This window comes from Comamonas sp. 4034, assembly GCF_050434545.1.
GTDB classification, from domain to species: Bacteria; Pseudomonadota; Gammaproteobacteria; order Burkholderiales; family Burkholderiaceae_C; genus Comamonas; species Comamonas odontotermitis.
In genome coordinates this window covers 107,837-132,319 of sequence record NZ_JBNDIT010000009.1, presented here as the reverse complement: position 1 = coordinate 132,319, position 24,483 = coordinate 107,837, and the positions used below count along the sequence as shown (strand labels likewise).

The 24,483-nt window shown below is 62.2% G+C and carries 27 protein-coding genes; 14 read left to right on the top strand and 13 right to left on the bottom strand.

What is annotated here, in order from left to right; genetic code table 11:
* The first annotated feature begins 9 nt into the window (after positions 1-9).
* From ABIE32_RS11890 to coaD, 4 genes are all read left to right on the top strand, one after another.
* Positions 10-1,455, top strand: a complete 1,446-nt coding sequence (locus ABIE32_RS11890; RefSeq protein WP_429016337.1) for a M16 family metallopeptidase — start codon at positions 10-12, stop codon at positions 1,453-1,455.
* A gap of 201 nt (positions 1,456-1,656) precedes the next feature.
* The gene (locus ABIE32_RS11885; RefSeq protein WP_429016334.1) at positions 1,657-3,063 is read left to right on the top strand and encodes a M16 family metallopeptidase; all 1,407 of its coding nucleotides are present in this window, start codon (positions 1,657-1,659) and stop codon (positions 3,061-3,063) included.
* Entirely contained in the window at positions 3,063-3,761 is a 699-nt protein-coding gene (rsmD, locus tag ABIE32_RS11880) for a 16S rRNA (guanine(966)-N(2))-methyltransferase RsmD (RefSeq protein WP_429016331.1), read from the top strand. Before ABIE32_RS11885 ends, rsmD begins: the two co-directional genes overlap by 1 nt.
* Positions 3,762-3,884: 123 nt before the next feature.
* Positions 3,885-4,391 (top strand): pantetheine-phosphate adenylyltransferase, encoded by a 507-nt coding sequence (gene coaD, locus ABIE32_RS11875; protein WP_224151455.1) that lies wholly within the window; start codon positions 3,885-3,887, stop codon positions 4,389-4,391.
* A gap of 65 nt (positions 4,392-4,456) precedes the next feature.
* On the opposite strand, the gene ABIE32_RS11870 is transcribed toward coaD, so the two are convergent.
* The 6 genes from ABIE32_RS11870 to ABIE32_RS11845 form a co-directional block, all read right to left on the bottom strand.
* Positions 4,457-5,188 (bottom strand): alpha/beta fold hydrolase, encoded by a 732-nt coding sequence (locus ABIE32_RS11870; protein WP_429016329.1) that lies wholly within the window; start codon positions 5,186-5,188, stop codon positions 4,457-4,459.
* Entirely contained in the window at positions 5,185-6,345 is a 1,161-nt protein-coding gene (locus tag ABIE32_RS11865) for a zinc-binding metallopeptidase family protein (RefSeq protein WP_429016327.1), read from the bottom strand. The genes ABIE32_RS11870 and ABIE32_RS11865 overlap by 4 nt, the downstream gene beginning before the upstream one ends.
* Positions 6,346-6,470: 125 nt before the next feature.
* Complete coding sequence (locus ABIE32_RS11860) at positions 6,471-6,791, bottom strand: BON domain-containing protein (RefSeq protein WP_224151458.1); 321 nt, start codon at positions 6,789-6,791, stop codon at positions 6,471-6,473.
* Positions 6,792-6,890: 99 nt separating this feature from the next.
* Entirely contained in the window at positions 6,891-7,277 is a 387-nt protein-coding gene (locus ABIE32_RS11855; protein ID WP_224151459.1) for a hypothetical protein, read from the bottom strand.
* A 107-nt stretch (positions 7,278-7,384) separates the two neighbouring features.
* The gene (locus ABIE32_RS11850) at positions 7,385-7,546 is read right to left on the bottom strand and encodes a DUF1328 domain-containing protein (RefSeq protein WP_224151460.1); all 162 of its coding nucleotides are present in this window, start codon (positions 7,544-7,546) and stop codon (positions 7,385-7,387) included.
* A gap of 213 nt (positions 7,547-7,759) precedes the next feature.
* Positions 7,760-9,136: a CHASE3 domain-containing protein gene (locus tag ABIE32_RS11845; RefSeq protein WP_429016325.1), complete on the bottom strand. Its 1,377-nt coding sequence runs from the start codon at positions 9,134-9,136 to the stop codon at positions 7,760-7,762.
* A gap of 117 nt (positions 9,137-9,253) precedes the next feature.
* Between ABIE32_RS11845 and ABIE32_RS11840 the strand changes: the two genes are divergently transcribed.
* Positions 9,254-9,886 (top strand): response regulator, encoded by a 633-nt coding sequence (locus tag ABIE32_RS11840; RefSeq protein WP_224151462.1) that lies wholly within the window; start codon positions 9,254-9,256, stop codon positions 9,884-9,886.
* A gap of 64 nt (positions 9,887-9,950) precedes the next feature.
* On the opposite strand, the gene ABIE32_RS11835 is transcribed toward ABIE32_RS11840, so the two are convergent.
* From ABIE32_RS11835 to ABIE32_RS11825, 3 genes are all read right to left on the bottom strand, one after another.
* Complete coding sequence (locus ABIE32_RS11835) at positions 9,951-10,337, bottom strand: response regulator transcription factor (RefSeq protein WP_224151463.1); 387 nt, start codon at positions 10,335-10,337, stop codon at positions 9,951-9,953.
* 165 nt (positions 10,338-10,502) lie between these two features.
* Positions 10,503-11,267 (bottom strand): HesA/MoeB/ThiF family protein, encoded by a 765-nt coding sequence (locus tag ABIE32_RS11830; protein ID WP_429016323.1) that lies wholly within the window; start codon positions 11,265-11,267, stop codon positions 10,503-10,505.
* 86 nt (positions 11,268-11,353) lie between these two features.
* Positions 11,354-12,844 (bottom strand): S41 family peptidase, encoded by a 1,491-nt coding sequence (locus ABIE32_RS11825; protein ID WP_429016321.1) that lies wholly within the window; start codon positions 12,842-12,844, stop codon positions 11,354-11,356.
* A gap of 102 nt (positions 12,845-12,946) precedes the next feature.
* Here ABIE32_RS11825 and ABIE32_RS11820 point away from each other — a divergent pair, with 102 nt between their 5' ends.
* Entirely contained in the window at positions 12,947-13,105 is a 159-nt protein-coding gene (locus ABIE32_RS11820) for a hypothetical protein (RefSeq protein WP_429016319.1), read from the top strand.
* Positions 13,106-13,119: 14 nt separating this feature from the next.
* Here the strand turns inward: ABIE32_RS11820 and gpmA are convergent, their stop codons facing one another.
* The gene (gene gpmA, locus ABIE32_RS11815; RefSeq protein ID WP_429016318.1) at positions 13,120-13,860 is read right to left on the bottom strand and encodes a 2,3-diphosphoglycerate-dependent phosphoglycerate mutase; all 741 of its coding nucleotides are present in this window, start codon (positions 13,858-13,860) and stop codon (positions 13,120-13,122) included.
* A gap of 257 nt (positions 13,861-14,117) precedes the next feature.
* On the opposite strand from gpmA, the gene ABIE32_RS11810 reads away from it, so the two are divergent.
* The 5 genes from ABIE32_RS11810 (at position 14,118) to ABIE32_RS11790 (ending at position 17,354) form a co-directional block, all read left to right on the top strand.
* Entirely contained in the window at positions 14,118-14,525 is a 408-nt protein-coding gene (locus ABIE32_RS11810) for a rhodanese-like domain-containing protein (protein ID WP_429016315.1), read from the top strand.
* A 174-nt stretch (positions 14,526-14,699) separates the two neighbouring features.
* On the top strand, positions 14,700-14,957 hold the full coding sequence (gene grxC, locus ABIE32_RS11805; RefSeq protein ID WP_184706616.1) for a glutaredoxin 3: 258 nt from the start codon (positions 14,700-14,702) through the stop codon (positions 14,955-14,957).
* A 167-nt stretch (positions 14,958-15,124) separates the two neighbouring features.
* Positions 15,125-15,580 carry a protein-export chaperone SecB gene (secB, locus tag ABIE32_RS11800; protein ID WP_184706618.1) on the top strand — a complete coding sequence of 152 codons (456 nt, stop codon included), beginning with the start codon at positions 15,125-15,127 and terminating at the stop codon, positions 15,578-15,580.
* A 135-nt stretch (positions 15,581-15,715) separates the two neighbouring features.
* A complete protein-coding gene (locus tag ABIE32_RS11795; protein ID WP_224151469.1) occupies positions 15,716-16,729 on the top strand; it encodes an NAD(P)H-dependent glycerol-3-phosphate dehydrogenase in 1,014 nt (337 codons plus the stop codon).
* A gap of 301 nt (positions 16,730-17,030) precedes the next feature.
* The gene (locus ABIE32_RS11790) at positions 17,031-17,354 is read left to right on the top strand and encodes a DUF4148 domain-containing protein (RefSeq protein ID WP_429016311.1); all 324 of its coding nucleotides are present in this window, start codon (positions 17,031-17,033) and stop codon (positions 17,352-17,354) included.
* 137 nt (positions 17,355-17,491) lie between these two features.
* On the opposite strand, the gene ABIE32_RS11785 is transcribed toward ABIE32_RS11790, so the two are convergent.
* Positions 17,492-18,382 (bottom strand): NAD(P)-dependent oxidoreductase, encoded by an 891-nt coding sequence (locus ABIE32_RS11785; RefSeq protein ID WP_429016308.1) that lies wholly within the window; start codon positions 18,380-18,382, stop codon positions 17,492-17,494.
* Between the two features lie 215 nt (positions 18,383-18,597).
* Between ABIE32_RS11785 and ABIE32_RS11780 the strand changes: the two genes are divergently transcribed.
* Together ABIE32_RS11780 and ABIE32_RS11775 are read left to right on the top strand one after the other, a co-directional pair.
* The gene (locus tag ABIE32_RS11780) at positions 18,598-19,998 is read left to right on the top strand and encodes a M20/M25/M40 family metallo-hydrolase (protein WP_429016305.1); all 1,401 of its coding nucleotides are present in this window, start codon (positions 18,598-18,600) and stop codon (positions 19,996-19,998) included.
* A 117-nt stretch (positions 19,999-20,115) separates the two neighbouring features.
* Positions 20,116-20,289: a hypothetical protein gene (locus ABIE32_RS11775; protein ID WP_429016303.1), complete on the top strand. Its 174-nt coding sequence runs from the start codon at positions 20,116-20,118 to the stop codon at positions 20,287-20,289.
* 148 nt (positions 20,290-20,437) lie between these two features.
* Here the strand turns inward: ABIE32_RS11775 and ABIE32_RS11770 are convergent, their stop codons facing one another.
* Together ABIE32_RS11770 and lysA are read right to left on the bottom strand one after the other, a co-directional pair.
* Positions 20,438-21,643, bottom strand: a complete 1,206-nt coding sequence (locus ABIE32_RS11770; RefSeq protein WP_429016301.1) for an IPTL-CTERM sorting domain-containing protein — start codon at positions 21,641-21,643, stop codon at positions 20,438-20,440.
* 389 nt (positions 21,644-22,032) lie between these two features.
* A complete protein-coding gene (gene lysA, locus ABIE32_RS11765) occupies positions 22,033-23,295 on the bottom strand; it encodes a diaminopimelate decarboxylase (RefSeq protein WP_429016298.1) in 1,263 nt (420 codons plus the stop codon).
* A gap of 205 nt (positions 23,296-23,500) precedes the next feature.
* Here lysA and ABIE32_RS11760 point away from each other — a divergent pair, with 205 nt between their 5' ends.
* A complete protein-coding gene (locus ABIE32_RS11760; protein WP_429016296.1) occupies positions 23,501-24,469 on the top strand; it encodes a LysR family transcriptional regulator in 969 nt (322 codons plus the stop codon).
* The last annotated feature ends 14 nt before the right edge of the window (positions 24,470-24,483 follow it).

Genomic DNA, 24,483 nt, shown 5'->3' with positions numbered 1-24,483 from the left:
GCCTATTCTATGAAACGTTCCTTCACTTTGCTGGCCGTGATGGCCTCCTTGGGCAGCGGGGCATCGCTCGCGCTGGCCACGTCGCCGCCTCCGGTGCCCGTGATCACCCAGAACGCCGCCGGTGCGCAGCAGTTCACCCTCTCCAACGGCATGACGCTGATCGTGCAGCCGGACAAGCGCGCGCCGACGGCCGTGCACATGGTCTGGGTGCGCGTGGGCAGCATGGACGAGGTCGATGGCCGCTCGGGTCTCGCCCACGTGCTGGAGCACATGATGTTCAAGGGCACGCCCACGGTGCCGCCGGGAGATTTCTCGCGCAAGGTGGCGGCGCTGGGCGGGCAGGAAAATGCCTTCACCAACCGCGACTACACCGGTTACTACCAGCAGATTCCGGCTGGCAAGCTCGAAGACGTGATGCGCCTCGAATCCGACCGGTTTGCCCATAACCAGTGGCCCGACAGCGAATTCAAGAAAGAGATCGAAGTCATCAAGGAAGAGCGCCGCATGCGCACCGATGACAACCCGCGCTCCAGCCTGATGGAGCAGCTCAACGCCGCCACCTGGCAGGCATCGCCCTACCACCGCCCCGTGGTGGGCTGGATGGGTGACCTCGGTTCGATGCAGCCCGATGACGCCCGTGATTTCCACAAGGCCTGGTATGTGCCGGAGAACGCTGCGGTTGTGATCGCAGGCGATGTGGATGTCGAAAAAGTGCGCCAGCTGGCCGAAAAATACTACGGCAGCATCCCCAAGCAGGCACTGCCAGAGCGCAAGCCCCGCCCCGAGCCGCTGCAAAAAGGCATGCGCCGGGTCGATTTCAAGGCGCCCGCCGAGCAGGCCTATGTGCTGATGAGCTTCAAGGTGCCCGATCTGCGCAATATCGTGGCGCCCCAGGCAAGCGACAAGGATGCGATGGCGCTGCTGATGCTGTCGTCGGTGCTGAGTGGCTACGACGGCGCGCGCCTCGACCGCCGCCTGACGCAAGGCCCGGCGCGTGTGGCGGATGCCGCCTTCAGCGGCGCGAGCGTGGTGGCGCGCGGGCCGTCCACCTTCATGCTGGGTGGTGTGCCATCGCAGGGCAAGACTGCCAAGGAGGTGGAAGATGCGCTGCGCGCCGAAGTGGCGCGCGTGGCCAAGGAAGGCGTGAGCGAGGCCGAGCTGGCGCGCGTGCGCACGCAATGGCAGGCATCGACCGTGTATGAGCGCGACTCGGTGTTCGGCCAGGCCAATGACCTGGGCTCGAACTGGGTCCTGGGCCTGCCGCTCGACACCAATGATCGCCTGCTCGCCCTGCTCAAGACGGTGACCCCCGCGCAGGTCAAGGATGTGGCGGCGCGTTACTTTGGCGACGATCAGATGACCGTGGCCACCTTGCTGCCCCAGCCCTTGACCGATGCCGACCGCGCTGCCCAGAAGCGCAGCGCCGGGCAAGGCAAGGATGGTGCGGTGCACTGACCGGGAACGATGGAACATGGCTTGCGCAAGCCGCGATCGGACAGCATGCTTCTCCAAAGGAGCAGCCTCGCAGATCGCAGTTGGTGCAGTTACTACTGAATTGATAGCGTGTAGCGCGCACCAGTTGTGCGCCTCAGGCTCAAAGCAATGATATTTTGCCGTGCATGCCCTGGCAGCACGGCTCTGGCAGGTGAGAAACCCATGCACAAAGCTTTTTACAAAACTCTGATCGGCGGCGCCGTTGCGCTGCTGGCTTCGCACTCCGCCTGGGCACTGCTGCCCATCGAGCACTGGACGCAGGACAGCGGTGCGCAGGTCTGGCTGGTGAACAGCCCGACGATCCCGATGGTGGATGTGCAGATCAATTTTGACGCGGGCAGCCGTCGCGACCCAGCCGCCCAGGCAGGCTTGGCCAGTGCAGCCGCCATGATGGTAGCCAAGGGCGTGAAGGCTGATGGTGCCCAGCCCGCGCTGGACGAAAACGCCGTCGGCGAAGCCTGGGCAGACCTGGGTGCCACCTTCGAAGCTGCGGCCAGCAACGATGCGCTGAGTTTTTCGCTGCGCTCGCTGACCGATACCAGCCTGCTGGGCAAGGCGGCAGACCTGGCGGCACGCCAGATGGCCCAGCCCAGCTATGACGAGACCGTCTGGCAGCGCGAACGCGAGCGCTGGAATGCATCGATCAAGGAAGGCAACACGCGCCCGCCCGTGGTGGCGGCACGCGCCTTCGGCAAGGCCGTGTTTGGCTCGCACCCCTACGGCCAGCGCGCAACGGAAGCAACCCTCACCCAGATCGACCCTGCTGCCATGCGCCAGTACCTGGCACGCTCGGTGGACGCCTGCCGCGCCAAGGTGACCCTGGTGGGTGCGCTTGACAAGGCGCAGGCCGATGCGCTCGTCAAGCGCCTGCTGGCCAAGATGCCTGCAACGCCTCGGGCGCAGTGCGCGCCGCCTCCTGTGGTTCCCGCTGTGCAGCCCCTGGCCAAGGCGGAGGAAATCCAGATTGCATTTGATTCAGCCCAGGCGCAGGTGCTGATCGGGCAGCCCGGCATCCGCCGTGCGGACCCCGATTTTCTGGCCGTGATGCTGGGCAACCAGATTCTGGGCGGCGGCGGTTTTGCATCGCGCCTGATGGAAGAGGTGCGTGAAAAGCGTGGCCTGGTCTATGGCGTGTATTCCACCTTCAACCCGGGGCTGGATGCGGGCGCCTTCCAGATCGGCCTGCAAACCCGGCCTGACCAGGCCGCCGAGGCGCTGAAGGTAACGCGCGAAGTGCTGGCCACCTACATTGCCGAGGGGCCGACCGACAAGGAACTGCGCGACGCCAAGGACAACCTCATCGGCGGCTTTGCGCTGCGCGTGGACAGCAATGCCAAGCTGCTGGGCAACGTCACCAACATTGCGTGGAATGGACTTCCACTCGATTACCTGGACCACTGGACCGACCGTGTCGAGGCCCTGAGCAAGGATGATGTGCGCAAGGCCATGGCTCGCATGGTGCAACCGGACAAGGAAGTGACCGTGGTGCTCGGAGCCAAAGCGGGTACCAAGACAGAAGCCAAGGCAGAAGCAGCTGCCGCAGGCGTGCAGTCAGGAGCCAAGCAGTAATGGGACGCAGCACCATCAAGGACGAGCGCAGCCTGCGTGCGTTGCAGGCGTTGGCCAGCCAACCTGCCGCCGCCACTGCTGCGCCGGGCAGCAAAGCCTCGGGCGCAAGCCGCTCGGCGCGCGTGGCCGCGTCGGCAGCGGGCGAGATACGCATCATCGGCGGCCAGTGGCGCCGCACCAAGCTGGCCGTGCTGACCAAGCCCGATCTGCGGCCCACGCCTGATCGTGTGCGCGAGACGCTCTTCAACTGGCTGGGGCAGGATCTGGCGGGCTGGCGCTGCCTGGACGCCTTTGCCGGTACCGGCGCGCTGGGGCTGGAGGCCGCATCGCGCGGCGCGGTACAGGTGCGCATGGTCGAATCCGATCTGCAGCTGGCTGCGCAGCTCAAGCAACTGGTGCAGAAGCTGGGCGCCACGACGGTCGAGGTGTCGCGTGGAGATGCGCTGGCGGCCTTGCAGTCGGGCAGCGGCCGCTGGGATGTGATCTTTCTCGATCCGCCGTTCTCTGGCGCCTTGTTCGAGCCCGCGCTCAAAGCCGCGCACCAGGCGCTGGCCGAGGAAGGTTTTGTCTACCTGGAGGCCCCCGAAGCCTGGAGCGACGAGCGCCTGGCACCGCTGGGGTTCATGCTGCAGCGCAGTATGAAGGCGGGTGCAGTGCATGCTCACTTGCTGCGAAAGCGTATACTGCAGCCTGACTGATGGGCATTCGCCTGCGTGACAGCTTTGCCGCGCAGAACTTGAGCGAACGCCAAAATCGTTTATGCTGCGCTGCAATGCACCGGGTGGCCCGGTGCCGCTTTGCAGTGACAGCAGGAGACAAGCATGACCCTGGCCATCTACCCCGGCACTTTTGATCCCATGACCCTGGGCCACGAAGATGTGGTGCGCCGCGCCTACCAGTTGTTCGGCAACGTGATCGTGGCAGTGGCCGAAGGCCACCACAAGAAAACCATGTTCTCCCTCAAGGAGCGGTTGGAGATGGCACGCGAGGCGGTCAAGCACTATCCCAGCGTGCAGGTGGCCAGCTATTCGGGCCTGCTGCGCGATTTTGTGGTGGCCAACGGTGGCAATGCCATCGTGCGCGGCCTGCGCGCCGTGACGGACTTCGACTACGAGTTCCAGCTGGCAGGCATGAACCGCTCGCTGATGCCCGATGTGGAGGCGGTGTTTCTGACGCCAAGCACGCGCTACCAGTTCATCAGCAGCACCTTTGTGCGGGAGATTGCGATGCTCAGCGGTGAAGTGGATAAATTCGTCTCGCCTTATGTGGCCGAGCAACTGCTACGCAAGGTGGCGCAGCGCAAGGCAGAAGAGCAGGAGCCGCGCTGATTTTTTGCGGGTGATTCCGTCGCTCTTGCCGCTTTCTGGCAGCGACGCAGCCGCCAGTATTTAATTTATTGAGTCTCTCCCACCCCATACTGCTGTGCGAGCCACTGCGTGATGCTGGCGCCCACGGCCTGCGGATGCTCCATGGTCAGCATGTGGCCGCAGCGGCCGACCCACTGCAGCTGGGCGTGCGGCACCAGGTCGGCAATTTCCTGCGCGCATTCGGGGGGCGTCAACTGGTCGCTGTCGCCACACAATACCAGCACGGGGCAGGTGCATTGCGGCAGATGCAGGCGTGCATCGGGGCGCTCGGTGATGGCGCGGTTCTGACGGGCCAACTGCGCACCGCCTGCGCCAAGCACCATGTCCAGATAGGCGCGTACCAGGGCTGGATCGGCTGCGCTGTCTGCATGGAATGCCATGGCAACGTTGGCGCGAATGAGGTCTTCAAAATCTCCAGCCTCGAACATTTCGATAGCGCTTTCGCGCAGCGCACGCATTTCAGCGCTTTCGGGCCGGGCATTGGTGCCGCACAGCACCAGGCCTGCAATGCGGTCTGGCGCTTGCCGCAATGCTTCCATGGCAATGATGCCGCCCATTGACGCACCACACAGCACCAGCTGCCCCGGATTGCCTGCCAGCAGGCGGGCGGCCATGGCTTCGATGCTGCGCTCCGCCGGGTCCATATGGGGTAGGCTGATGGTGATCTGCATGCCACGCGGCAGATGTGCCGCTACCGGCAGCCACAGCCGCTCATCGCAGCCCAGGCCCGGAACCAGAACGAGGCTGGGTTGGTTCATGGCGCCTGCAGCGGAGGGGAGGCGGGTGACAGCACGCCTGCTCCTGGGGCGTGGAGCGGGTGCGGGCGGCGCACCAGTTCATGTACGTAGCGTAGCTTGAGCAGCGCCCCTCCGGAGAGGGCGAAAGGGTATGCATCAAGCTGGCCCAGGCTGCGGTTGAGGCTGTTGAGCAGCAGGGTCACCGGCACCCACTGGGCCACCATGGCTTCAAACGAGGGCGGGGGTTGCGAAAATGGGTCTTCCACCTGTACGGCAGGAGGGGCGTCGGTTTCGGGCACGCACAGCCGCGTGCTGTAGCTGGCTGCGGTCTCCAGCAGATCGACCAGGTGGAGGTAGTGCGCCCAGGATTCTGCCCAATCTTCCCACGGGTGGGCGCTGGCATAGGCGCTGGCGAAATGCGGGCTCCACTGCGCATAGCTGGGTGGGTTGGCGTAGTAGTTTTGCAGCGCTTGATGGTAGTCCTGCCGTTCGTCGCCAAACAACTGGCGAAAGCTCTCCAGCTCGCCTCCATCGCGCACCAGCTTGTCCCAGAAGAAGTGCCCGGATTCATGCCGCAGGTGACCGAGCAGGGTGCGGTAGGGTTCGTGCAAGGCCACCCTGCGGCGCACACGTTCGTCATCATCCGCTTCAGCGATATTGATCGTGATCAAGCCACTGGCATGGCCGGTGATGACGGGCGACCCAGGCACATCGGCCAGAAACTGGTAATGCGGCGACCAGCCAGGCTCCTGCGGATGCAGGCCCAGCCGTGCCAGCGTGTAGTACAGCTGGCGCTTGGCAGCTTCCAGTTTGCGCCAGCGCAGGGTATTGCCATCCACCGACAGATCGGGCAGCACCAGCGTCTGCCGGCAGGCACTGCACAGGGCGTGCGGATCTTCGGCCGGAATCGCGAAGTTGCAGGCCTGGTACTGCAGACGGTTGGCGCACATGCGGTAGTGCTGGGTCTTGTCGGGCACTCCAGGCTGGGCCGTGGCGGGGGCGGCCAGGTTGCGATAGCGCTGGTAAGGGCCGGTCGTGGCATCTGCTGCTGAATCCACCTGCAAGGCTGCGACGGTATTGCTGTCGGGCAGATAGGCCAGTACTGCGCCGCAATGCACGCATTGCTCGCTTTCGAAAAAAACAAGGTGACCGCATTGGTCGCAATGAAACATGCGCATGGATCAAGCTTAACCGAGATGGCCCATGACACCAAGGGAGTGCGGGGGAGGCGTGGCACGGAGCTGCACCCAGGCGGCAATAAAAAAACAGGCCCGGAGGCCTGTTTCTTGAAGGTGATGATCGCTTATTGCTTGACGATCAGGCTGTTGCGCACTTCGGTCACGCCCTTGACGGAGCGGGCCAGTTCGCCTGCGCGATCCTTTTCAGCTTGCGACTTGGCAAAGCCGGACAGTTGCACGATGCCGCCGTCGATGGTCTTGACGTTGATGCTGGAGGCCGAGGTGCCTGCATCATTGGCCAGCTTGGCCTTCACGGCGGTGGTTACGGCCGATCCGTCAATGTACTCACCCACGGTTTCCTGCTTGCGGGCTACGGAGCAGCCAGTAGCCATGACCACGGTTGCACCAGCCAGAGCGGCGATAGCGATAGCACGGGACAGATTCATACGATTTCCTCGGTTAGATAGGTGCTTTGACAATCAATCGGCATGTGCACCCTTTGTAATTCAGTGCCGACAGATAACTTGACAGGCGCGGAGCAGGGTTCAGTCGCGGCGGCGGGTCGCCATGATGACCAGGGTTGCCAGCGCAGCGCCTGCAGCCATGGCGATGGCCATCGACTTGCCGGGCTGATCCGAGACATACTCATTGGCGCGCTCTTGCGCACGGTAGAACTGTTCGCGGGCACGGTGGGAGGTGTCGGCAGCATGGCGAATGCCACGTTCGGCGAAATGTTGGGCGCGGGACGCAATGTTGTCGATGGAGTGGCGCTTTTCATTGCCGAACTCATCAATGGCGCGCTCTGCCTTGTGTGCAGCCGAATGAACCGCCTTGCGGGTGGAGTGCACTGCGCTTTCTGCACCGTCCAACACGTCATTGGCAACGTCGTGTGCTTTGTCTACGGCTTCCTGTGCAATTTTCTCAGTACTCATGTGAGCCCCTTTCTTTGTATTCAATGGTGATGGTGCAGTGTAGGTTGACCTGCGGCAGCATCTCAAATGTATCCGGAGGTGAGCCGGGCTTCAAGCGCTGCCGCTGCTTACTTCTTTAACAAGCCTGCCAGGAACGAAATCACGGCCAATACGATGAAGACGAAGAACAGGATCTTCGCGATACCCACGGCACCAGCGGCGATGCCACCAAAGCCGAACACGGCAGCAATCAGTGCAATCACCAGAAATACAACAGCGTAATGCAGCATTGTCTTCTCCTTTTTCTCTGCGCTATTTCTACAAAAGAGCGATGGATTGATTGTGCAAAGGTGTTGTGATGGCCCGTGCCGGTCAGGGCGGGGTTAAGGTGTAGGAGGAATCTTGCAGTTTTGCAGCATGCCGCATGCGCCCGCGTGTGCTTTGGCTTGGGAATGGAGCAAGAACGCGCCTTGCAAGAAGCCCCGTGGCCTTTTCATCAAAGCCTATGACACGCTGATCTGGTTGGTTTTTTCGCGGTGGCCGCCCGACTGCGGCAGCACGGCTTCCACCAAAGTTCCTCGCTGCGGGGCTGATCGGATGTTGAGCCTGCCGCCCAGCGCCTCGACCCGGTGCCGCATGCCCGCCAGACCGTGCGATGACGGATTGACGGACAGGGGATCAAAACCCACGCCGTTGTCCTGCACCTGAATGGCAATGTGAGAGGGGTGGTTCTGCAGATGTACCTGCACCTGCGTGGCCTTGGCGTATTTGCCGATATTGGTGAGCGATTCCTGCACCAGGCGGTAGATGGTCAGCTGCGTGGTCTCCGGAACATGGACGGTCTCCAGATCCAGATCCACGGCGATGTTGGAGCTGTCCGAGAACTCCTTGCCCAGAATCTCCAGGGAAGGGGTAAGGCCCAGGTTCGAGAGTGAGGAGGGGCGCAGGTTTTCGATGATGCGGCGCTTGAGGGCGATGCCGCTGTTGAGCGTCTCGATCAGATGCTGGATGCGTTCCTGCACATCAGGCATCGACATGTCGATCTTGGACTTGAGCCGCGCGACATCGAGCTTGGCTGCGGTGAGCAGGGCCCCGAGTTCGTCGTGCAGCTCACGCGCCAGGTGGGCGCGCTCGTCCTCACGCACCTGCTGCAGGTGCGTGGCCAGTTCGGTCAGCGAGGCGGTGCGCTGACGCACCTGTTTTTCCAGTTGGTCGCGCTCGTCCTGCAGCAGCTTCTGCTCGCGCAGCATCAGGTCGGTCAGGCGGTTGGATTGGCGCAGATACAGGTAGAACGCAATCAGGCCGATGACACTGACCACGGCAATGCCGATGCGCGACAGCGCCAGAGACCGGACGATCTCCGCCTCATTGTGCGCACGTCGTTCATTGCTGTGGGTCACCAGTTCAGCCCCCAGGCTGCGCACCCTGTCCATCGACGCCTTGCCATCGGGGCTGTTGATGAGGTGGCGCCAGGCGCTGTCAAAGCCTCCCTTGCGTAATTGCACGCTCAGATCCATTTCGTTGATGCGCTTGGCCACTTCCCGGCCCAGCAGCGACGAGATCTGCAGGTCTTCTGGAAACAGGCTGTAAATGGCGCGCAGTTCGTCGACGGCGTTGTCCACATTGGTGGACGCCTGCTGGTAGGTGTCGAGGTAGCGCTCTTCGCCGGTCAGCAGATAGCCGCGCACACTGGTTTCGGCATCGGCCATCTGCTGCATCAGCTTGTCCAGCGTGGTACGAGTCTGGAAGGTGATGCTGAGGTTCTGCAGCGAGTCGTTGGAGCGGTAGTAGCCGACTTCGTTAATGCCGATCAGAACCAGCGCGGCCAGGAAGGCCGCAGGCAGGCTGATGGCCCATTTGCGCAAGTGCGACCAACGCATGAGCATCCTTTTCTTTCGAGTTTGGGTATATGCTATTCATAATAGAGCAATTGCTCTGCTGTGTACGCATGGCAGCGATTCGTAATACCTGTTGCCGTGCGCAATACAAGGAGGCTTATGATCAAAGTTGGAATCGTGGACGACCACGCCATTGTCCGTTCTGGCCTGAAGCAGTTTCTGGCTGAGCATGTGGACCTGCGTGTGGTGGGCGAGGCCGCCAATGGCCGTGAAGCCATTGACCTGGTCCGCAATGAAGAAATCGACGTGCTGATCATGGACCTGTCGATGCCCGGGCAAAGCGGTATCGATGCCCTGGCCATGCTGCGTGCCAAGGCGCCAGACATGGGCATCCTGATCCTGAGCGGTTATCCGGAAGAGCACTATGCGATCAATCTGATCCGGCAGGGCGCAAGCGGCTATCTGAACAAGGAATGCGATCCCGCCGAGATCGTCGAAGCCCTGCGCACGATCTCTCTGGGCAAGCGCTATCTGACCCCCACGGTGGCGGATCTGCTGGCGCAGCAACTGCACCGCAAGGACGATGTGCCGCCGCATGAACAATTGTCGGAGCGCGAGTTCCAGGTGTTCCTGAAGCTGGCGCGGGGCGAGACGGCAGGCAATATCGCCGATCAGCTCTCGCTGAGTGTCAAGACCGTGAGCACCTACCGCACGCGCCTGATGGAAAAGATGGGCTTGTCGTCCAACAGCGACCTGACCTATTACGCGCTCAAGAATGGCCTGATCGACTGAGCGCGAAAGTCTTGAATCAAAAAATGCGGCAATTGCCGCATTTTTTGATGAAGAAAGGTTGTTGTCAGCGGATGTTGGACGAGCGCTCCATGCAGTAATCGATCAGCGCATCAATGTCCTGTGATTTGTCGAACACACGGTTGGCGCCCAACTGCGTGCAGCGCTCGCGCATATTGGGTGTCGCGTAGTTGCTCAGAACCACCAGGTGTTTTGCAGGCTCGCGCTTGCGCAACTTCTCCAGCACGCCCAGGCCACTGCCTTCCTGCAGGAAGATGTCGACGATGGCCAGGTCCCAATCGGCAGTATTGTCCTGCAGCCAGGATGTAGCAGCGGACTCGGTACTGGCATGGCCTACCGTTTCCACATCCGCCAGATCTTCCAGGGTGGCGATCAGGTTTTCGCGGATCGTCTTGTTGTCTTCTACTAAATAGGTTCTCAATCGGCGTGGCATTGTTCTGGGACACAGGTTTGTGACGTGCTGTAACAATGATACCAAGGCCAGCGGCTCATGCCATCGGTGTGCAGGGCAGGTGCGAGTAGGACAACTTCGACAAAAGCCGGTTTGGCGTTGACGTTGACACGGTCTGGCGGCTTGCCTCGCGTTCTTTGCGCGTGTTTACCCTGCATCCGTATGCTGTGCTTTGCATACGGGGCATTGCGGGTTGGCGCGGACATGCATGGTGTTCCATTCCATGTGCCGAGCGTCCAGCATCATCAGCCGGCCGTCGAGTGTGGTGCCTATGTCCGCAATCAGCTTGAGCGCTTCGGCAGCCTGCATGGTGCCGATGATGCCCACCAGCGGCGAGAACACGCCCATGGTGGAGCAGCTGATTTCCTCGAACTGCTCATCGGGCGAGAATATGCACGCATAGCAGGCCGCGTGGGCATGGCGGCGGTCAAATACGCTGATCTGGCCGTCAAAACGGATGGCTGCGCCGCTGACCAGGGGCTTGCCATGCGCCACGCAGGCCTGGTTGATGGCCTGGCGCGTACGGTAGTTGTCCGTGCAGTCCAGCACGACGGTGGCGTTGCCGATATGGTGTCCCAGCGTCTGCGCATCCACGCGTTCGGCCACCGTATGCACGGTGATGCCAGGATTGATTTCCGCCAGGGCCGCAGCGCATGACGAGACCTTGGACTGGCCGATGCGTGCAGTGGTGTGGGCGATCTGGCGCTGCAGGTTGGTCAGGTCCACGCTGTCGTCGTCGATCAGGGTGATGGTGCCCACGCCAGCGGATGCCAGGTAGAGCGCTGCGGGGCTGCCCAGGCCGCCAGCACCCACGATCACGGCGTGGGCGGCCAGAAATTTCTCCTGCCCTTCGATGCCGATGTCGTCCAGCATGATGTGGCGGGAATAGCGCAGCAGTTGGTCGTCGTTCATAAGTGGCTATTGTCGGCAAAAACAAAGGCCGGAGCAGGGTATCTGCTTCCGGCCTCGATGTACCTTCAGGTTTTGCTGCCCCGGATTTACTCCTTGGGCTTGCCGTCTTCCTTCTTGGTGTCGGGCTTGTCCGATTCGCTCTTGTCGCCGTCCTTCTTCTCTTCGGGGCGCTCGGTCTTGGTCTTGCTCACCTGCACGGGTTCGCCCTTCAGCTTGTGCAGGGCCTGCTGCAGTTGGAAGTCCTTGTCCGAGCCAAACTCCGGTGGGCGGCGCTCGGATGCGGGCTTCTTGCTTTCTTCGTCCAGGCGCTTCAAGGCTTCCTCGCGCGCCTTTTCACGGGCCGCATCCTTTGTCTCGGGGCCTTGGCCGCTGGCCAGATGCTTGTCCAGATCGGCTTCGCGTGTGCGCAGTGCTGCAAACAGGTCGCCTTCTGCGGTTTCGTCCACCATGATGTCGGGCACGATGCCCTTGGCCTGGATGGACTTGCCGCTTGGCGTGTAGTAGCGCGCCGTGGTCAGCTTGATGCCGGTATCGGGGCCGAGCGGGCGCACGGTCTGCACCGAACCCTTGCCAAAGGTCTGCGCACCCATGATGGCGGCACGCTTGTGGTCCTGCAGCGCGCCGGAGACGATCTCGGACGCAGAGGCGGAGCCTTCGTTGACCAGTACCACCAGCGGAATCTTCTTGATGGCGGGCGACAGCGACTTGATCGGATCACTGCCACGGCGGGCATAGAACTCGGGCGATGCGCGGAAGGTGGCCTTGCTTTCGGCCAGTTGGCCGTTGGTCGAGACCACCGTGACATCGGGCGGCAGGAAGGCAGCCGAGATGGCCACCGCTGCATCGAGCAGGCCGCCCGGGTCGTTGCGCAGATCCAGAACCAGGCCCTTCATGTTCGGGTCCTGCTTGAACAGCTCGTCCACCTTGCGCACGAAGTCGTCCACCGTGCGTTCCTGGAACTGCGACACGCGCACCCAGCCATAACCCGGCTCGACCATCTTGGCCTTCACGGACTGGGTCTTGATTTCGGCACGGGTGATGGTGACGGGGAAGCTGCGGCTCTCATCCTTGCGCAGGATGGTCAAGGTCACCTTGGTGTTCGGTTCGCCGCGCATCTTCTTGACGGCTTCATTCAACGACAGCCCCTTGACGGCGGTGTCGTCAATCTTGGTGATCAGGTCGTTGGTCTTGATGCCGGCCTTGTCGGCAGGCGAGCCTTCGATTGGCGAGACGATGCGGATCAACCCGTCTTCCTGGGTGATCTCGATGCCCACGCCGACGAATTTGCCGCTCGTGCCTTCCTGGAATTCCTTGAACGACTTCTTGTCGAAGTACTGGGAATGCGGATCGAGGCCAGAGACCATGCCGGAGATGGCATCGGTGATCAGCTTTTTGTCGTCAGCCGGCTCGACGTAATCGGTCTTGATGAGGCCAAACACGGCAGACAGCTGCTGGATTTCCTCCAGCGGCATCGGGGACATCACGCCCCGCGCCACGGTCTGCAATGAGACGGTTGTGAGCGCGCCGGCGACCACGCCCAGTGAAACCCAGCCGGCAATCTTCAATTTTTGGCCCATATGCTCAAAACTTTCTATAGCGCGCCAATATACACCGAAGCGCTTAGGCGGGGCTTAGCCCTGCGGGCTTTCGCAGTGGTGTGACAAGTCTTTACTTTCCACATGACACGCGGCGGCCTGGTCGACTTGCGGCAGGGATTCAGTGAAATATGGGTCTATCCATTACAAGATGGACGCCATATGCTATCAAAAATGAAAAAGGCCGTCTTCCTGGAAGAAGACAGCCTGCAGATGGGGGAAAGAGCGGATGTCGCGGGTTGAATCGCGGACGCTGTTTATGCCTTGCCCTGCGATGCCACGGCAGCAGCGGCCTTGGCAGCGGCTTCGGCATCGCCCAGGTAATAGTGGCGGATGGGCTGGAGGTTCTCGTCCAGCTCGTACACCAGTGGAATACCGTTGGGAATGTTCAGGCCCACGATGTCGTTGTCGGAGACGCCGTCGAGGTACTTGATCAGCGCACGGATCGAGTTGCCGTGCGCGGCGATCACCACGCGCTGGCCGCTCTTGATGGTGGGGGCAATCGTCTCGTTCCAGAACGGCACCACGCGCTCGACCGTGTCCTTGAGGCATTCGGTCAGTGGCACATGGCTTTCGGCGCCGACATAGCGGCGGTCGCTCTTTTCGCTGCGCGGGTCACCAGCTTCCAGCGCGGGTGGTGGGGTGTCGTAGCTGCGGCGCCAGACCAATACCTGCTCGTCGCCAAACTTCTTGGCCGTTTCGGCCTTGTTCAGGCCTTGCAGGGCGCCATAGTGGCGTTCGTTGAGCTGCCAGCATTTCTGCACGGGCAGCCAGGTGCGATCCATTTCGTCCAGGGTGTGCCACAGGGTGCGGATGGCGCGCTTGAGCACGCTGGTATAGCAGATGTCGAAGTCATAGCCGTCGGCCTTCAGCAGCTGGCCAGCTTGCTTGGCCTGGGCAACGCCTGTGTCGGTCAGGTCCACATCGGTCCAGCCGGTAAAGCGGTTTTCCAGGTTCCAGGTCGATTCGCCGTGGCGGATCAGTACGAGCTTGTACATGGTGTCCTCATGCAATGATAAAAACTAGGGTTGTGCCCGCCATGAAAGGATCTGCTGCTATGCTTTTGATTGTCTTATCGGCACAGCCAGCAAGCGGGGCACACAAACATTGGGGCCGATTGTAGGGCGCAAGCGAATGCCCGCAGTGCGCAGTCTGCCAGTGCGGCACGCCGGACAAAAGGCTATTGCCTCCCACTGGCATGGCAGCGCTTTTAAAATGGTCGGCTGTTCTCAATTCAAGAAGACAAGGGTTTGGTGTGAACTTTATTCTCGACAACTGGTATCTGATCGTGCTGGCGCTGGGTTCTGGGGCGTTGCTGGCGATGCCTGCCATGAAAAGCGTGGGCGGCGGAACGCTGGCGCCCAGCAATGCAGTGCAACTGATCAACCGTGAAAAAGCCGTGGTGGTAGATGTCTCCGAGCCCGATGAGTACGCGGCGGGCCATGTGACCGGTTCCAAGAACATCCCGTTCGAGCAACTGGATGAGCGCCTGCCCACCACCGTCAAGAACAAGGCTCTGCCATTGATTCTGGTGTGCGCACAGGGCAAGCGTGCCCAAGGTGCCGTGGCCGCCGCAACCAAGCTGGGTTACACCAATGTGCAGGCCCTGGCCGGTGGCATGAAGGCCTGGCGCGCTGCGGACCTGCCCGTGGAAAAGGCCTGAGACCCGGGCACGATCCGGGGCAGGCCGGGGCTCTTCCTGGCGGCTTCGGGCTTGTTTTTCGGGCTGCAGACCCCATCTGCCACGTATTGAGGGTGCTGTCCGGTCTGGCTCAGCACCTTTGTTTTTATCTGCGTGCCGCATCTGCTGCGGCGCGCCAAGCGCAAGGACTTTCCCATGCAAGCTGTCAAGATGTATACCACCGCCGTCTGCCCCTATTGCATTCGTGCCAAGCAGGTGCTCAAGTCCAAGGGCGTGGAGAACATTGAAGAAATCCGCATCGACACCGATCCCGCGCAGCGCGAGGTGATGATGCAGGCCACGGGCCGTCGCACAGTGCCGCAGATCTTCATTGGCGACACCCATGTGGGCGGATGTGATGACCTGATTGCGCTGGACCAGCGGGGCGGGCTGATGCCGCTGCTGGGCGCCTGAGCGGGCCTACCTTCAACCGCCCGGAAACACAAGCCTGGGCATTTTTCTCACGGCAGCCAGCCATTGCATAATGGCAGGCTGCATGCGAGAGGGGCGCACACCGTGCGGTGCTCGTACAGCATTGCACGTTCACCCGATTCACTTTTTCAAGCGAAAGACAGACCACCATGGCGGATCAAGAAAATCCAGTGTTCCAGATTCAACGCGTGTACCTGAAGGACGCATCGCTGGAGCAACCCAATTCTCCAGGCATCCTGCTGGAACAAACCCAGCCAAGCGTGGACATCCAGCTGGGCGTGGAAGCCACTCCTGTGGCTGAAGGCATCTTCGAAGTGGCCGTGACCGCCACCGTGCAGACCAAGATCGAAGACAAGACCGTGTTCCTGGTGGAAGCCAAGCAAGCCGGTATCTTTGAAATCCGTGGCATCCCCGAAGAGCAGATGGGCGCCGTGATCGGCGTGGCCTGCCCACAAATCGTCTACCCCTACCTGCGTGGCAATGTGGCAGACATCGTGACCCGCGCGGGCTTCCCGCCCGTGCACCTGGCAGAAATCAACTTCCAGGCCATGTACGAGCAGCAGCAGGCCCAGGCCGCTGGCGCTGGCGACGCAACCGTTCAGTAATTGACCCCAACGGAGCAGGTCTGCACAGCAGCCTGCGTCACGAAAAGGCCTTGCCACCCCCGGGTGCAAGGCCTTTGCCATATCTGCCTGTGGTAAAAATGATCAATCTCCCTTGATCGGTATCAGTAGTTTGCTATGAAAATTCTAGTTATCGGCGCTGGCGCCTGGGGTACGGCTCTGGCCATGAATGCGGCCGCTCGCCACACGGTGCACTTGTGGGCACGCGATGCTGCGCAGGCCGCCCAGATGCAGGCGGCTGGAGAGAATACCCGCTATCTGCCCGGCATCCCCTTTCCGGCAGGTCTGCAGGTAGCCAGCGGCGATGTGCAGCCGCTGGTGGCTTGCGCCGATCTGATCGTGCTGGGAACCCCCATGGCCGCGTTGCGAAGTGGCCTCGCCATGCTGCACGACAGTCTGCAGGGCCGCCAGGTGCCGGTGGCATGGCTCAGCAAGGGCTTTGAAGCCGTGCCGGAGGGCGCGCCAGCAGGCAGCCACGGTCTGCTGGGCAACGAGGTCTGCGCCCAGGTGGCAGCGCAACTGCACGCCGGCGTATTGAGCGGCCCCAGTTTTGCGCAGGAGGTGGCGCGCCACCAGCCAACCGCCCTGGTGGCCGCCAGCAGGCATGCGGATGTGCGCGAGGCCTTGGTGGCGGCCTTTCATGGCAACAACCTGCGGGTCTACGCCAATGACGACATCACAGGTGTGGAAGTGGGGGGCGCTGTGAAGAACGTGCTGGCCATTGCCACCGGCCTGTGCGACGGGCTGAACCTGGGCCTCAATGCGCGCGCGGCGCTGGTGACACGCGGCCTGGCTGAAATGACACGCCTGGGCGTGGCTCTGGGCGCACAACAAGACACCTTCATGGGCCTGTCGGGGCTGGGGGATCTGGTGCTGACGGCGACAGGCGATCTGTCGCGCAACCGCAAGATAGGCTTGCTGCTCGCACAGGGCAAAAGCCTGCACGATGCAGTGCAGTCGCTCGGCCATGTGGCTGAAGGCGTGTACAGCGCGCGCACCGTGCTGCAGCGCGCGCAGAAGCTGGGCGTGGAAATGCCCATCACCGAAACCACCGTGGCGTTGCTGGACGGCAGCATGCCGGTGCGCGATGTGGTGCAGGCACTGATGGGGCGTGAGCCGCGCGCTGAATAGCTTTTTTACTATCAAAAGAAGAGCTGCTGGCGCACACGGAATGGTCGCTTACGGCTTTTTTCATGCAAACTTCCAAGGCTGGAGGCAGTCTCGCCATGGCCTGTGTCAGTGCGTAGGCTGCATGCGCATTATTGGAATGAAAAATGGAACAATAAATTCTGATTTGGCATATTTATCCGAAATGGTCTCGTGCATACACTGAATACATCGATCAACGAGAAACATACACGGTGATACCACCGCCCCGTTGAGCGAACCGGCCTGCCGCAGGGGCCCGCCGGAACCTCTCAAAGGAATCAAGATGAAGAACGCACGTAACTTTTCGATGGCCGCAATGGCTGCTGCCCTGGTGATGGGCGCTGGCGTGGCACAGGCCAACCCATTCGAAGGCGATCAGGCCATTGCACCCAAAGCCGTGGCCAGCACGCTGAGCCGCGCCCAGGTGCAGGCAGAACTGGTTGCCGCGCAGCGCGACGGCTCCATGCCTCTGGTGGGCGACCGCACCAATACCTACAGCGGTGAGCGCCAGACCTCGGCCCTGAGCCGCGCCGAAGTGCAGGCCCAGGCCCACCAGGCCTTGATCGCTGGCAAGCTGCCCCAGGGCAATGGCTCCTTCGGCGAGTAAGCTGCACCGCCGGGCCCATGCCCGGCTTCAACAAAAAACGCCCACCATGCAAATGGTGGGCGTTTTGCTATGCAAACAGGAGTTGCTGCGCGCTTGTAGCCTGCGCTGGCGGCCAGTTCTTCGCTAATCCATCAATATCATTGCCGGGCCAGAAAGCCGATCAGCTCTGGCAGCATGGCGTCGCCGTGCTGGGCTTCCACCTGGCCTTTGAGGGTGGCAGACGCGGCGTCGGCCACCTTGCTGGCGGCCCGGGCGTCGTGCGCCATCGTGGCGTAGTAGCTCAGGTCCTTGGCGGCGTTGGAGATGGAGAAGGCAATGCCCGAGGGGTCGTCTGCGAGGATGAAGGACTTGAGGCGCTCGAGCGCCACACCCGCACCGCCGCCGCCTGCAAGCACATCGCAGAAGGCCTGCATGTCCATGCCTTCCTTGCGGGCGCAGGCGGTGGCTTCGGCCAGCAAGGTCATCTGGCCGACCGAGACAAAGTTGTGCAGCAGCTTCATGCGATGGCCATCGCCCAATGCGCCCACATGGGTGATTTTTTCGGTGAAGGTTGCGAGCACTGGCTGCACCTTGGCCAGCACGGCAGCGTCTCCGCCCACCAGCAGGTTCAGGGTGCCGTCATGCGCGGCCTTGGAGGTCTTGGTCATCGGCGCGTCGATGAACTGGCCACCTGCAGCATGTACGGCCTGCGCCATGCGCACCGTGGAGGCAGGAACGGCGGTGGAGCAATCCACCACCACGGCTGCAGGCCGGATGGCCGACAGCACGCCATTGTCTCCCGTGAGCACGGCTTCCACCTGGGGCGATCCAGTCACGCACAGAATGATCACATCGCACTGGCGCGCCAATTCTGCAGGTGTCTGGCAGGTGGTCGCGCCCAACTGCAACAGTTCGGTCAGCGGCTGGTTGCCAGGGTGCTCCAGCACCACCAGCGGAAAGCCTTTGGCCGCCACATTGCGGGCAATGCCGTGGCCCATCAGGCCCACGCCGATCAGGCCGACCGTCGGTAATGTTGCTTGCGAAGCCATGCCAATCTCCAGGTTTGTTCAATGCCGCACAGCGTAGCGCATTGCCTGTGCAAGGGTGCCGTGGCGGGTAGGGCACCAGTCAAATAGGTGACGGGTCGCGCTACGCAATGGCGGCCGCCATCCGCAGAATGCAGTGGTGATGGCGTCGATTTGCAGCTTTGGTATGCAAATTGACGGCGTCCCATGACCGAAAGACACACCAAGGAGATAAAAACATGGCCTTTTCCAAACGCGCGCTCGCTGTTGCTGCCTGCGCCTTGCTTGCCACTGGTGCCCAGGCCCAGGTTGGCGCCAAAACGCCCGAGCAAAAGCGCTTCTACACCATCTACAAGGAACTGGTGGAGATCAACACCACCAACTCGGTGGGCAACAACACCGAAGCGGCGCAGGCCATGCAAAAGCGTCTGGCGGAAGACGGCATTGCCGCAGCGGACATGCAGATCTTCGAGCCCTTCCCCAAGAAGGGCAATCTGGTCGTCAAGTACAAGGGCAGCGGCCAGGGCAAGCCGCTCCTCCTGATGGCGCACATCGATGTGGTGGAGGCCAAGCGCGAAGACTGGAAGAGCGACCCGTTCAAGCTCAAGGAAGACGATGGCTATTTCACCGCGCGTGGCTCTTCGGACGACAAGGCCATGGCTGCTGCCTTCGTCTCGATCCTGGGCCAGCTCAAGCGCGAAGGCTTTACCCCGAGCCGCGACATCGTGCTGACCCTGACTGCCGATGAAGAGCAGGGCGATGTGCCCAGCAATGGTGCGTTCTGGCTCGTCAACAACCAGCGCCCATTGATCGATGCCGAATACGGTATCAACGAAGGCGCTGGCGGCCAGCTGGAAAATGGCAAGCCCGTGCTCAACCGCATCCAGGTGGCCGAAAAAATGTACGCCACCTACCAGCTTGAAGCCACCGACAAGGGCGGCCACAGCTCGGTACCCACCGCCACCAACCCCGTGTATGCCTTGAGCGCTTCGCTGACCGCGCTGGGCAACTACCATTTCCCGGTCAAGCTCTCGGAGGTGACCAAGACCTATTTTGCGCGCAGCGCTGGCTTTGCCCAGGGCCAGCAGGCCGACGACATGAAGGCCGTCGCGGGCGGCAGCCCTTCGGCAGAGGCCGTGCAGCGCCTGTCGGCATCGCCGCTCTACAACGCCACCATGCGCACCACCTGCGTAGCCACCGAGGTGAACGGCGGCCATGCGGCCAACGCCTTGCCGCAGGCCGCGCGCGCCACCATCAACTGCCGCATCCTGCCGCACGATGATCCGGCAGAAGTCGAGGCACAGTTGCGCAAGCTGGCCGAGAACGATCGTGTCAAGCTCAAGGTCATCAACCAGCCGCTGCGCAGCCCGGCCTCGCCCATGCGCCCCGATGTGATGAAGGCCGTGGAGGGCCTGACCGAGAAAATGTGGCCGGGCGTGCCCGTGGTGCCGGTGATGAGCACGGGAGCCACCGACAGCCGCTTCATGCGCAATGCAGGCATTCCGATGTATGGCGTCTCGGGCATCTTCACCGAGCCGAGCGACGCGCGCGCCCATGGCTTGGACGAGCGCGTGGCGATTCCGCGCCTGTACGACGGGCGCGAGTTCCTCTACCAGCTGGTCAAGGAGCTGTCGAAATAAGGGCTTTGCCTGCCGGCCTTGCCAGTGGCCCTATCATCTGCACATCGGCCTGTGGCAGGCCGGTGCCTCTGTGCAGCATGCGCAGAGTTGCTGCTGATGGAAAGGAAATTTCTGGCAATGAAGCGTAAATACCATTGGGGCTGGGATATTGCCCTCAGTCTGGTGCTTGTGGCGCTGCTGTTTGCTGGTGTGCCTGGCGTCCTTCTGGGCATCCTGGGCCTGGGTGTGGTGGCGTTCCAGTTGCTCGCAGCCATCCTGACCGGCAAACAAAGCAACGACGGCATGCGCTGACAGCCTGACAGCCACAGACCGGCGCTCTCCAACAAAAACAGCACCTTTGCGGTGCTGTTTTGCTTTGTTTTTGATAGCTGCTGGCGCTTTACTGGTGTTCGCCAGGTATCAAAACAGGGGGCACCCTTTCAATGGGGGCGGCGCTGGTTCAGGTTGAACGCCTGCGGCTGCGCGCAATGCCGAATATCGCGAGCAAGGACGACAGGGCGATCAGCCCCAATACGCCCAGCGACGGCACCGGTGTAACCCCTGCCGCTGCTTGCGAGTCATCATCCTTGACAACGACTTGCGCGGGCGAGCCTGACACGGTGTAGGCATCGGCAAGCGTAGGCGCGGCAATGGACAGCTGTGCAGTGACACTTCCATCGCCGGGCGTTGTGTTGGCCGTCGCAGTGACGGTGCAGGAAGCAGAAGTTGCATTGGCCGCCACGGTGATGGGCGATGCGCAGGTCGTGCTGTAGCGCGGGTTTGCAGCCGGCAGATTCAGGTTGACATCCATAGCCTGCGAAGAGGCCAGGCTGAGCGTCACGGTGCAGGTACTGATCTGGTTGGCTGCGTCGGTCAACTCCGAAGGCGTGCAGGCCACACTGGCTTGCGGTGCAGGAGCGGGCGTGAACGTCAAGGTGATGGAACCATCACCGCCGTTGGTCTGAATCGCACCTCCATTGGATGCGACTGCAAAGGAGATATTCGCTCCCGCAGAGACGCTGCCTCCTCCTCTTCCTCCGCCGCCACCCGATGAGATGCCGCCTCCGAATCCGCCACCACCACCACCAGCCTGGCTGTTGATGGGATTCACACCACCTGCTCCCGTCCCGTTGCCAATCCCACCAGCGCCACCAACCCCGTCGCCACCCAAAAAGTTGCCATTTCCTCCAGGTCCGCCATTTCCTGCAGCACCAGGCCCGGGACCACTGAGGCCCGGAGTGGGGTTTGCGCCAAATTGAGAACTCCCGCCGCCGCCGCCGCCAGCGATGACCTGGTTGCCGATGGCGTCTGCATTCACATTGCTTGAGCCGCCGCCACCGGCCCCTGCGTTGAATCCCTTGCCTCCGCCTCCAACAAACAGCGGCAGGTTACTTCCTGGGGTGACCGAAATGGTTCCGACAACGATTGCCCCTGCTGCGCCCGCCTTGCCTACGCCGCCTCCACCGCCGCCGCCCGTGGCAGAGACCGAGATGGAGCTGACGCCAGCAGGCACCTGGCAATCGTTGGCGCCCACCGTGGTGTACGGAACACCGCTGACACAAGGGGCCGCAATCGACGATCCGGAGGCAATGCCTAACGCCGAAGCCAGCGCACCGTACACCGCAATGCGGTTGCAGCGAATGCCAAAAATAGAGAAGTGACTCATGCTAGTTCCCGCCGTACGTAGTACGCATGACCAATCGACTTGATCGCGCCAGGCGATCTCCGGTTATTGAAGTTATCGATTAAATACGCTAATCGATATCGAAAATTCAATAAATTGCAATCAATTGCCACCTGCCAGCTGGAGGCACTAAACAGGGATTCCTCGGGCACATGCACATGTGTGCTGTCAATTGGAAATTCTAGCGGTGCACTTGTTGAATGTAAACAAATGCTTCATTTGGATGCGCCTGTGCGGCGGAATACGGACGCATCAATGCATGTCTGCGCAACCAGATAGGCGTAGTTTTTTGGGAGTGGCCTCTAGCCGTTTGCCGGTGCGCAGGCACCGGGAGCGGTCATGGTGCTCATGCCTGCCCCCGGAAGGTTGCCTTATAAGCCCAGCTCCAAGGCCAGCAATTCATCCACCGTCTGGCGGCGGCGGATCAGGCGGGCGTTGCCGCCATCAACCAGCACTTCGGCCGCCAACGGGCGGGTGTTGTAGTTGCTGGACATGGAGGCGCCGTACGCGCCGGTGTCGTGGATGACGAGCAGGTCGCCCACTTGTGCATCACCCAGCGAGCGCGGCAGTACCACGCCGCCGTCGCCTTGGGTGAATACGTCGCCCGATTCGCACAGCGGGCCCGCCACCACGGCGTCGCGCGCGCCACTGCCTGTGTTGGGCAGAACGCCCACGCCACGGCGCTGGATGTGCATGCCGTGGTAGCTGCCATACATGCTGGGGCGCATCAGTTCGTTGAAGCCGGTGTCGACCAGCACGAAGTGGTTGCTGCCCGCATTCTTGGTGGCGCGCACCGTGCCCAGCAGCACCCCTGCTTCGGCCACCAGAAAGCGGCCGGGCTCCAGCTCCAGCCCCAGGTGGTGGCCAACAATGGCCTCGGCCTGCTTGCGAGCGGCATTCCACAGGCCAAAGTAGTGATCGGTGTCGATGGTGGCATCGCCTTCGCGGTAGGGAATGGAGAGGCCCCCCCCTGCCGAGATGGCTTGCAGGTCGTGGCCCGCAGCCTTGGTGCGTTCCACCAGCTGCACCATGGCGCCGCACACTTCCTGCAGGTGGCCGTAGTCCACGCCTGAGCCGATGTGCATGTGCAGGCCCGCAAGCCGGAGGCCGCGCTCGGCAATCACGGCCAGCGCCATGGTCAGGTCGGTGTGCCAGATACCGTGCTTGCTGTGTTCGCCGCCGGTGTTGGTCTTGTTGCTGTGCCCATGGCCAAAGCCGGGGTTGATGCGCAGCCACACCACGTGGCCTGGCGAAGCCTTGCCCAGCTGGTGCAGCATGTCGATGGAGCCCGCGTTGACAGGCACCTGGTGCTGCACCACGGTGGCCAGCGTGGCTTCGTCCATCACGTCGGCGGTGAAGACGATTTCGGCAGGCTCACCAAAACCGGGCTGAAAGCCCGCCGCGATGGCGCGCAGCACCTCGCCGCGCGAGACGGCATCCACTTTCACGCCTTGCTGGCGCATCAACTGCAGGATGTGGATGTTGGAGCAGGCCTTTTGCGCAAATCGCACCGTGTCAAACGCCTGGAGCTGGGCAATGCGGTGGCGGATGGTGGCGGCGTCATACACCCACAGCGGCGTGCCGAATTCATCGGCCAGTTGCCACAGCAGATCGGGGGCGAAAGGATTGCTCATGATGTTGTTTGCTATAAAAAATAAGAGCTTTAAGCGATTGCAGGGTAAGCGCTGGAAACCGGAATTCTTGAAAATCTGAAGCACCAACGGACTCTGCTATGGCGCCAGAAAACTGCAGTGTGCCTGCACTGATCCATCCAGTCGAATACTTGTTTTTGAATGAGTCATTCATAATGGATATGGATTCAATCCCACTGACATGATCATGCCTCGCCATTTCCAGGCCGACTCCACTGCCGAGCCCTCCATCGACACCGCCAACTCCACGCCCGAGGCGCCACGTATCCAGCATCGCCACATCGAGGTGTTCCGCGCCATCATGCTGGCCGGGGGGGTAACGGGTGCTGCAGGCCTGCTCTTCACATCGCAGCCTACGGTGAGTCGTGAGCTGGCGCGGCTGGAGCAATTGCTGGGCTACGCACTGTTCGAGCGTGTGCACGGGCGCCTGCGGCCCACGGCGCGCGCGCTGGCGCTGTGGGACGAGGTGCAGCGCTCATGGCAGGGGCTGGACCGGGTGATCGAGCGCGCCGCTGCGCTGGGCAGGCCGCAGGGCGCGCGCATCAGCGTGCTCAGCATGCCTGCACTCAGCCACGCCCTGCTGCCCCTGGCATTGGCCCGCATGCAGGCTGCGCATGGGCCAGTCGCCGTCAGCGTGGCGACCCAGGAGGCGCCGCTCCTGCAGGAGTGGATGGCCGCGCAGCGCTACGACCTGGGCCTGACCGAGCAGGGCGAGGTGCCGCCCGGTGTGCGCGTGGTGGCGCTGCCCGCGGTCGATGAGGTGGCCGTGCTGCCAGCAGGGCACGCGCTGGCCCGCAAGACACGGCTGCAGCCGCAGGATTTTGCGGACCAGCCTTTTGTCAGCCTGGCCGAAGGCGATCCCTACCGCATGCAGATCGACCGGGTATTTGCCGAGGCAGGTGTGGCGCGCCAGATGCTGCTGGAGGCACACAGCGCCATTGCGGTCTGCGCCATGGTGCAGCAGGGGTTGGGCGTGGCCGTCGTCAATCCGCTCACGGCGCGGGCCTGCGCCGGGGCTGGCATGGTGATTCGGCCGCTGACGTTTTCGATTCCGTTCGAACTGCAGGCCTTGCTGCCGCTGCACCGCGCCGCCGTGCAGGAAGTGGAATGGCTGGTGGAGGCGCTCAGGCAGTCGATGGCGCCAGGGCCTGCCTGAACGGCTGCTGCACA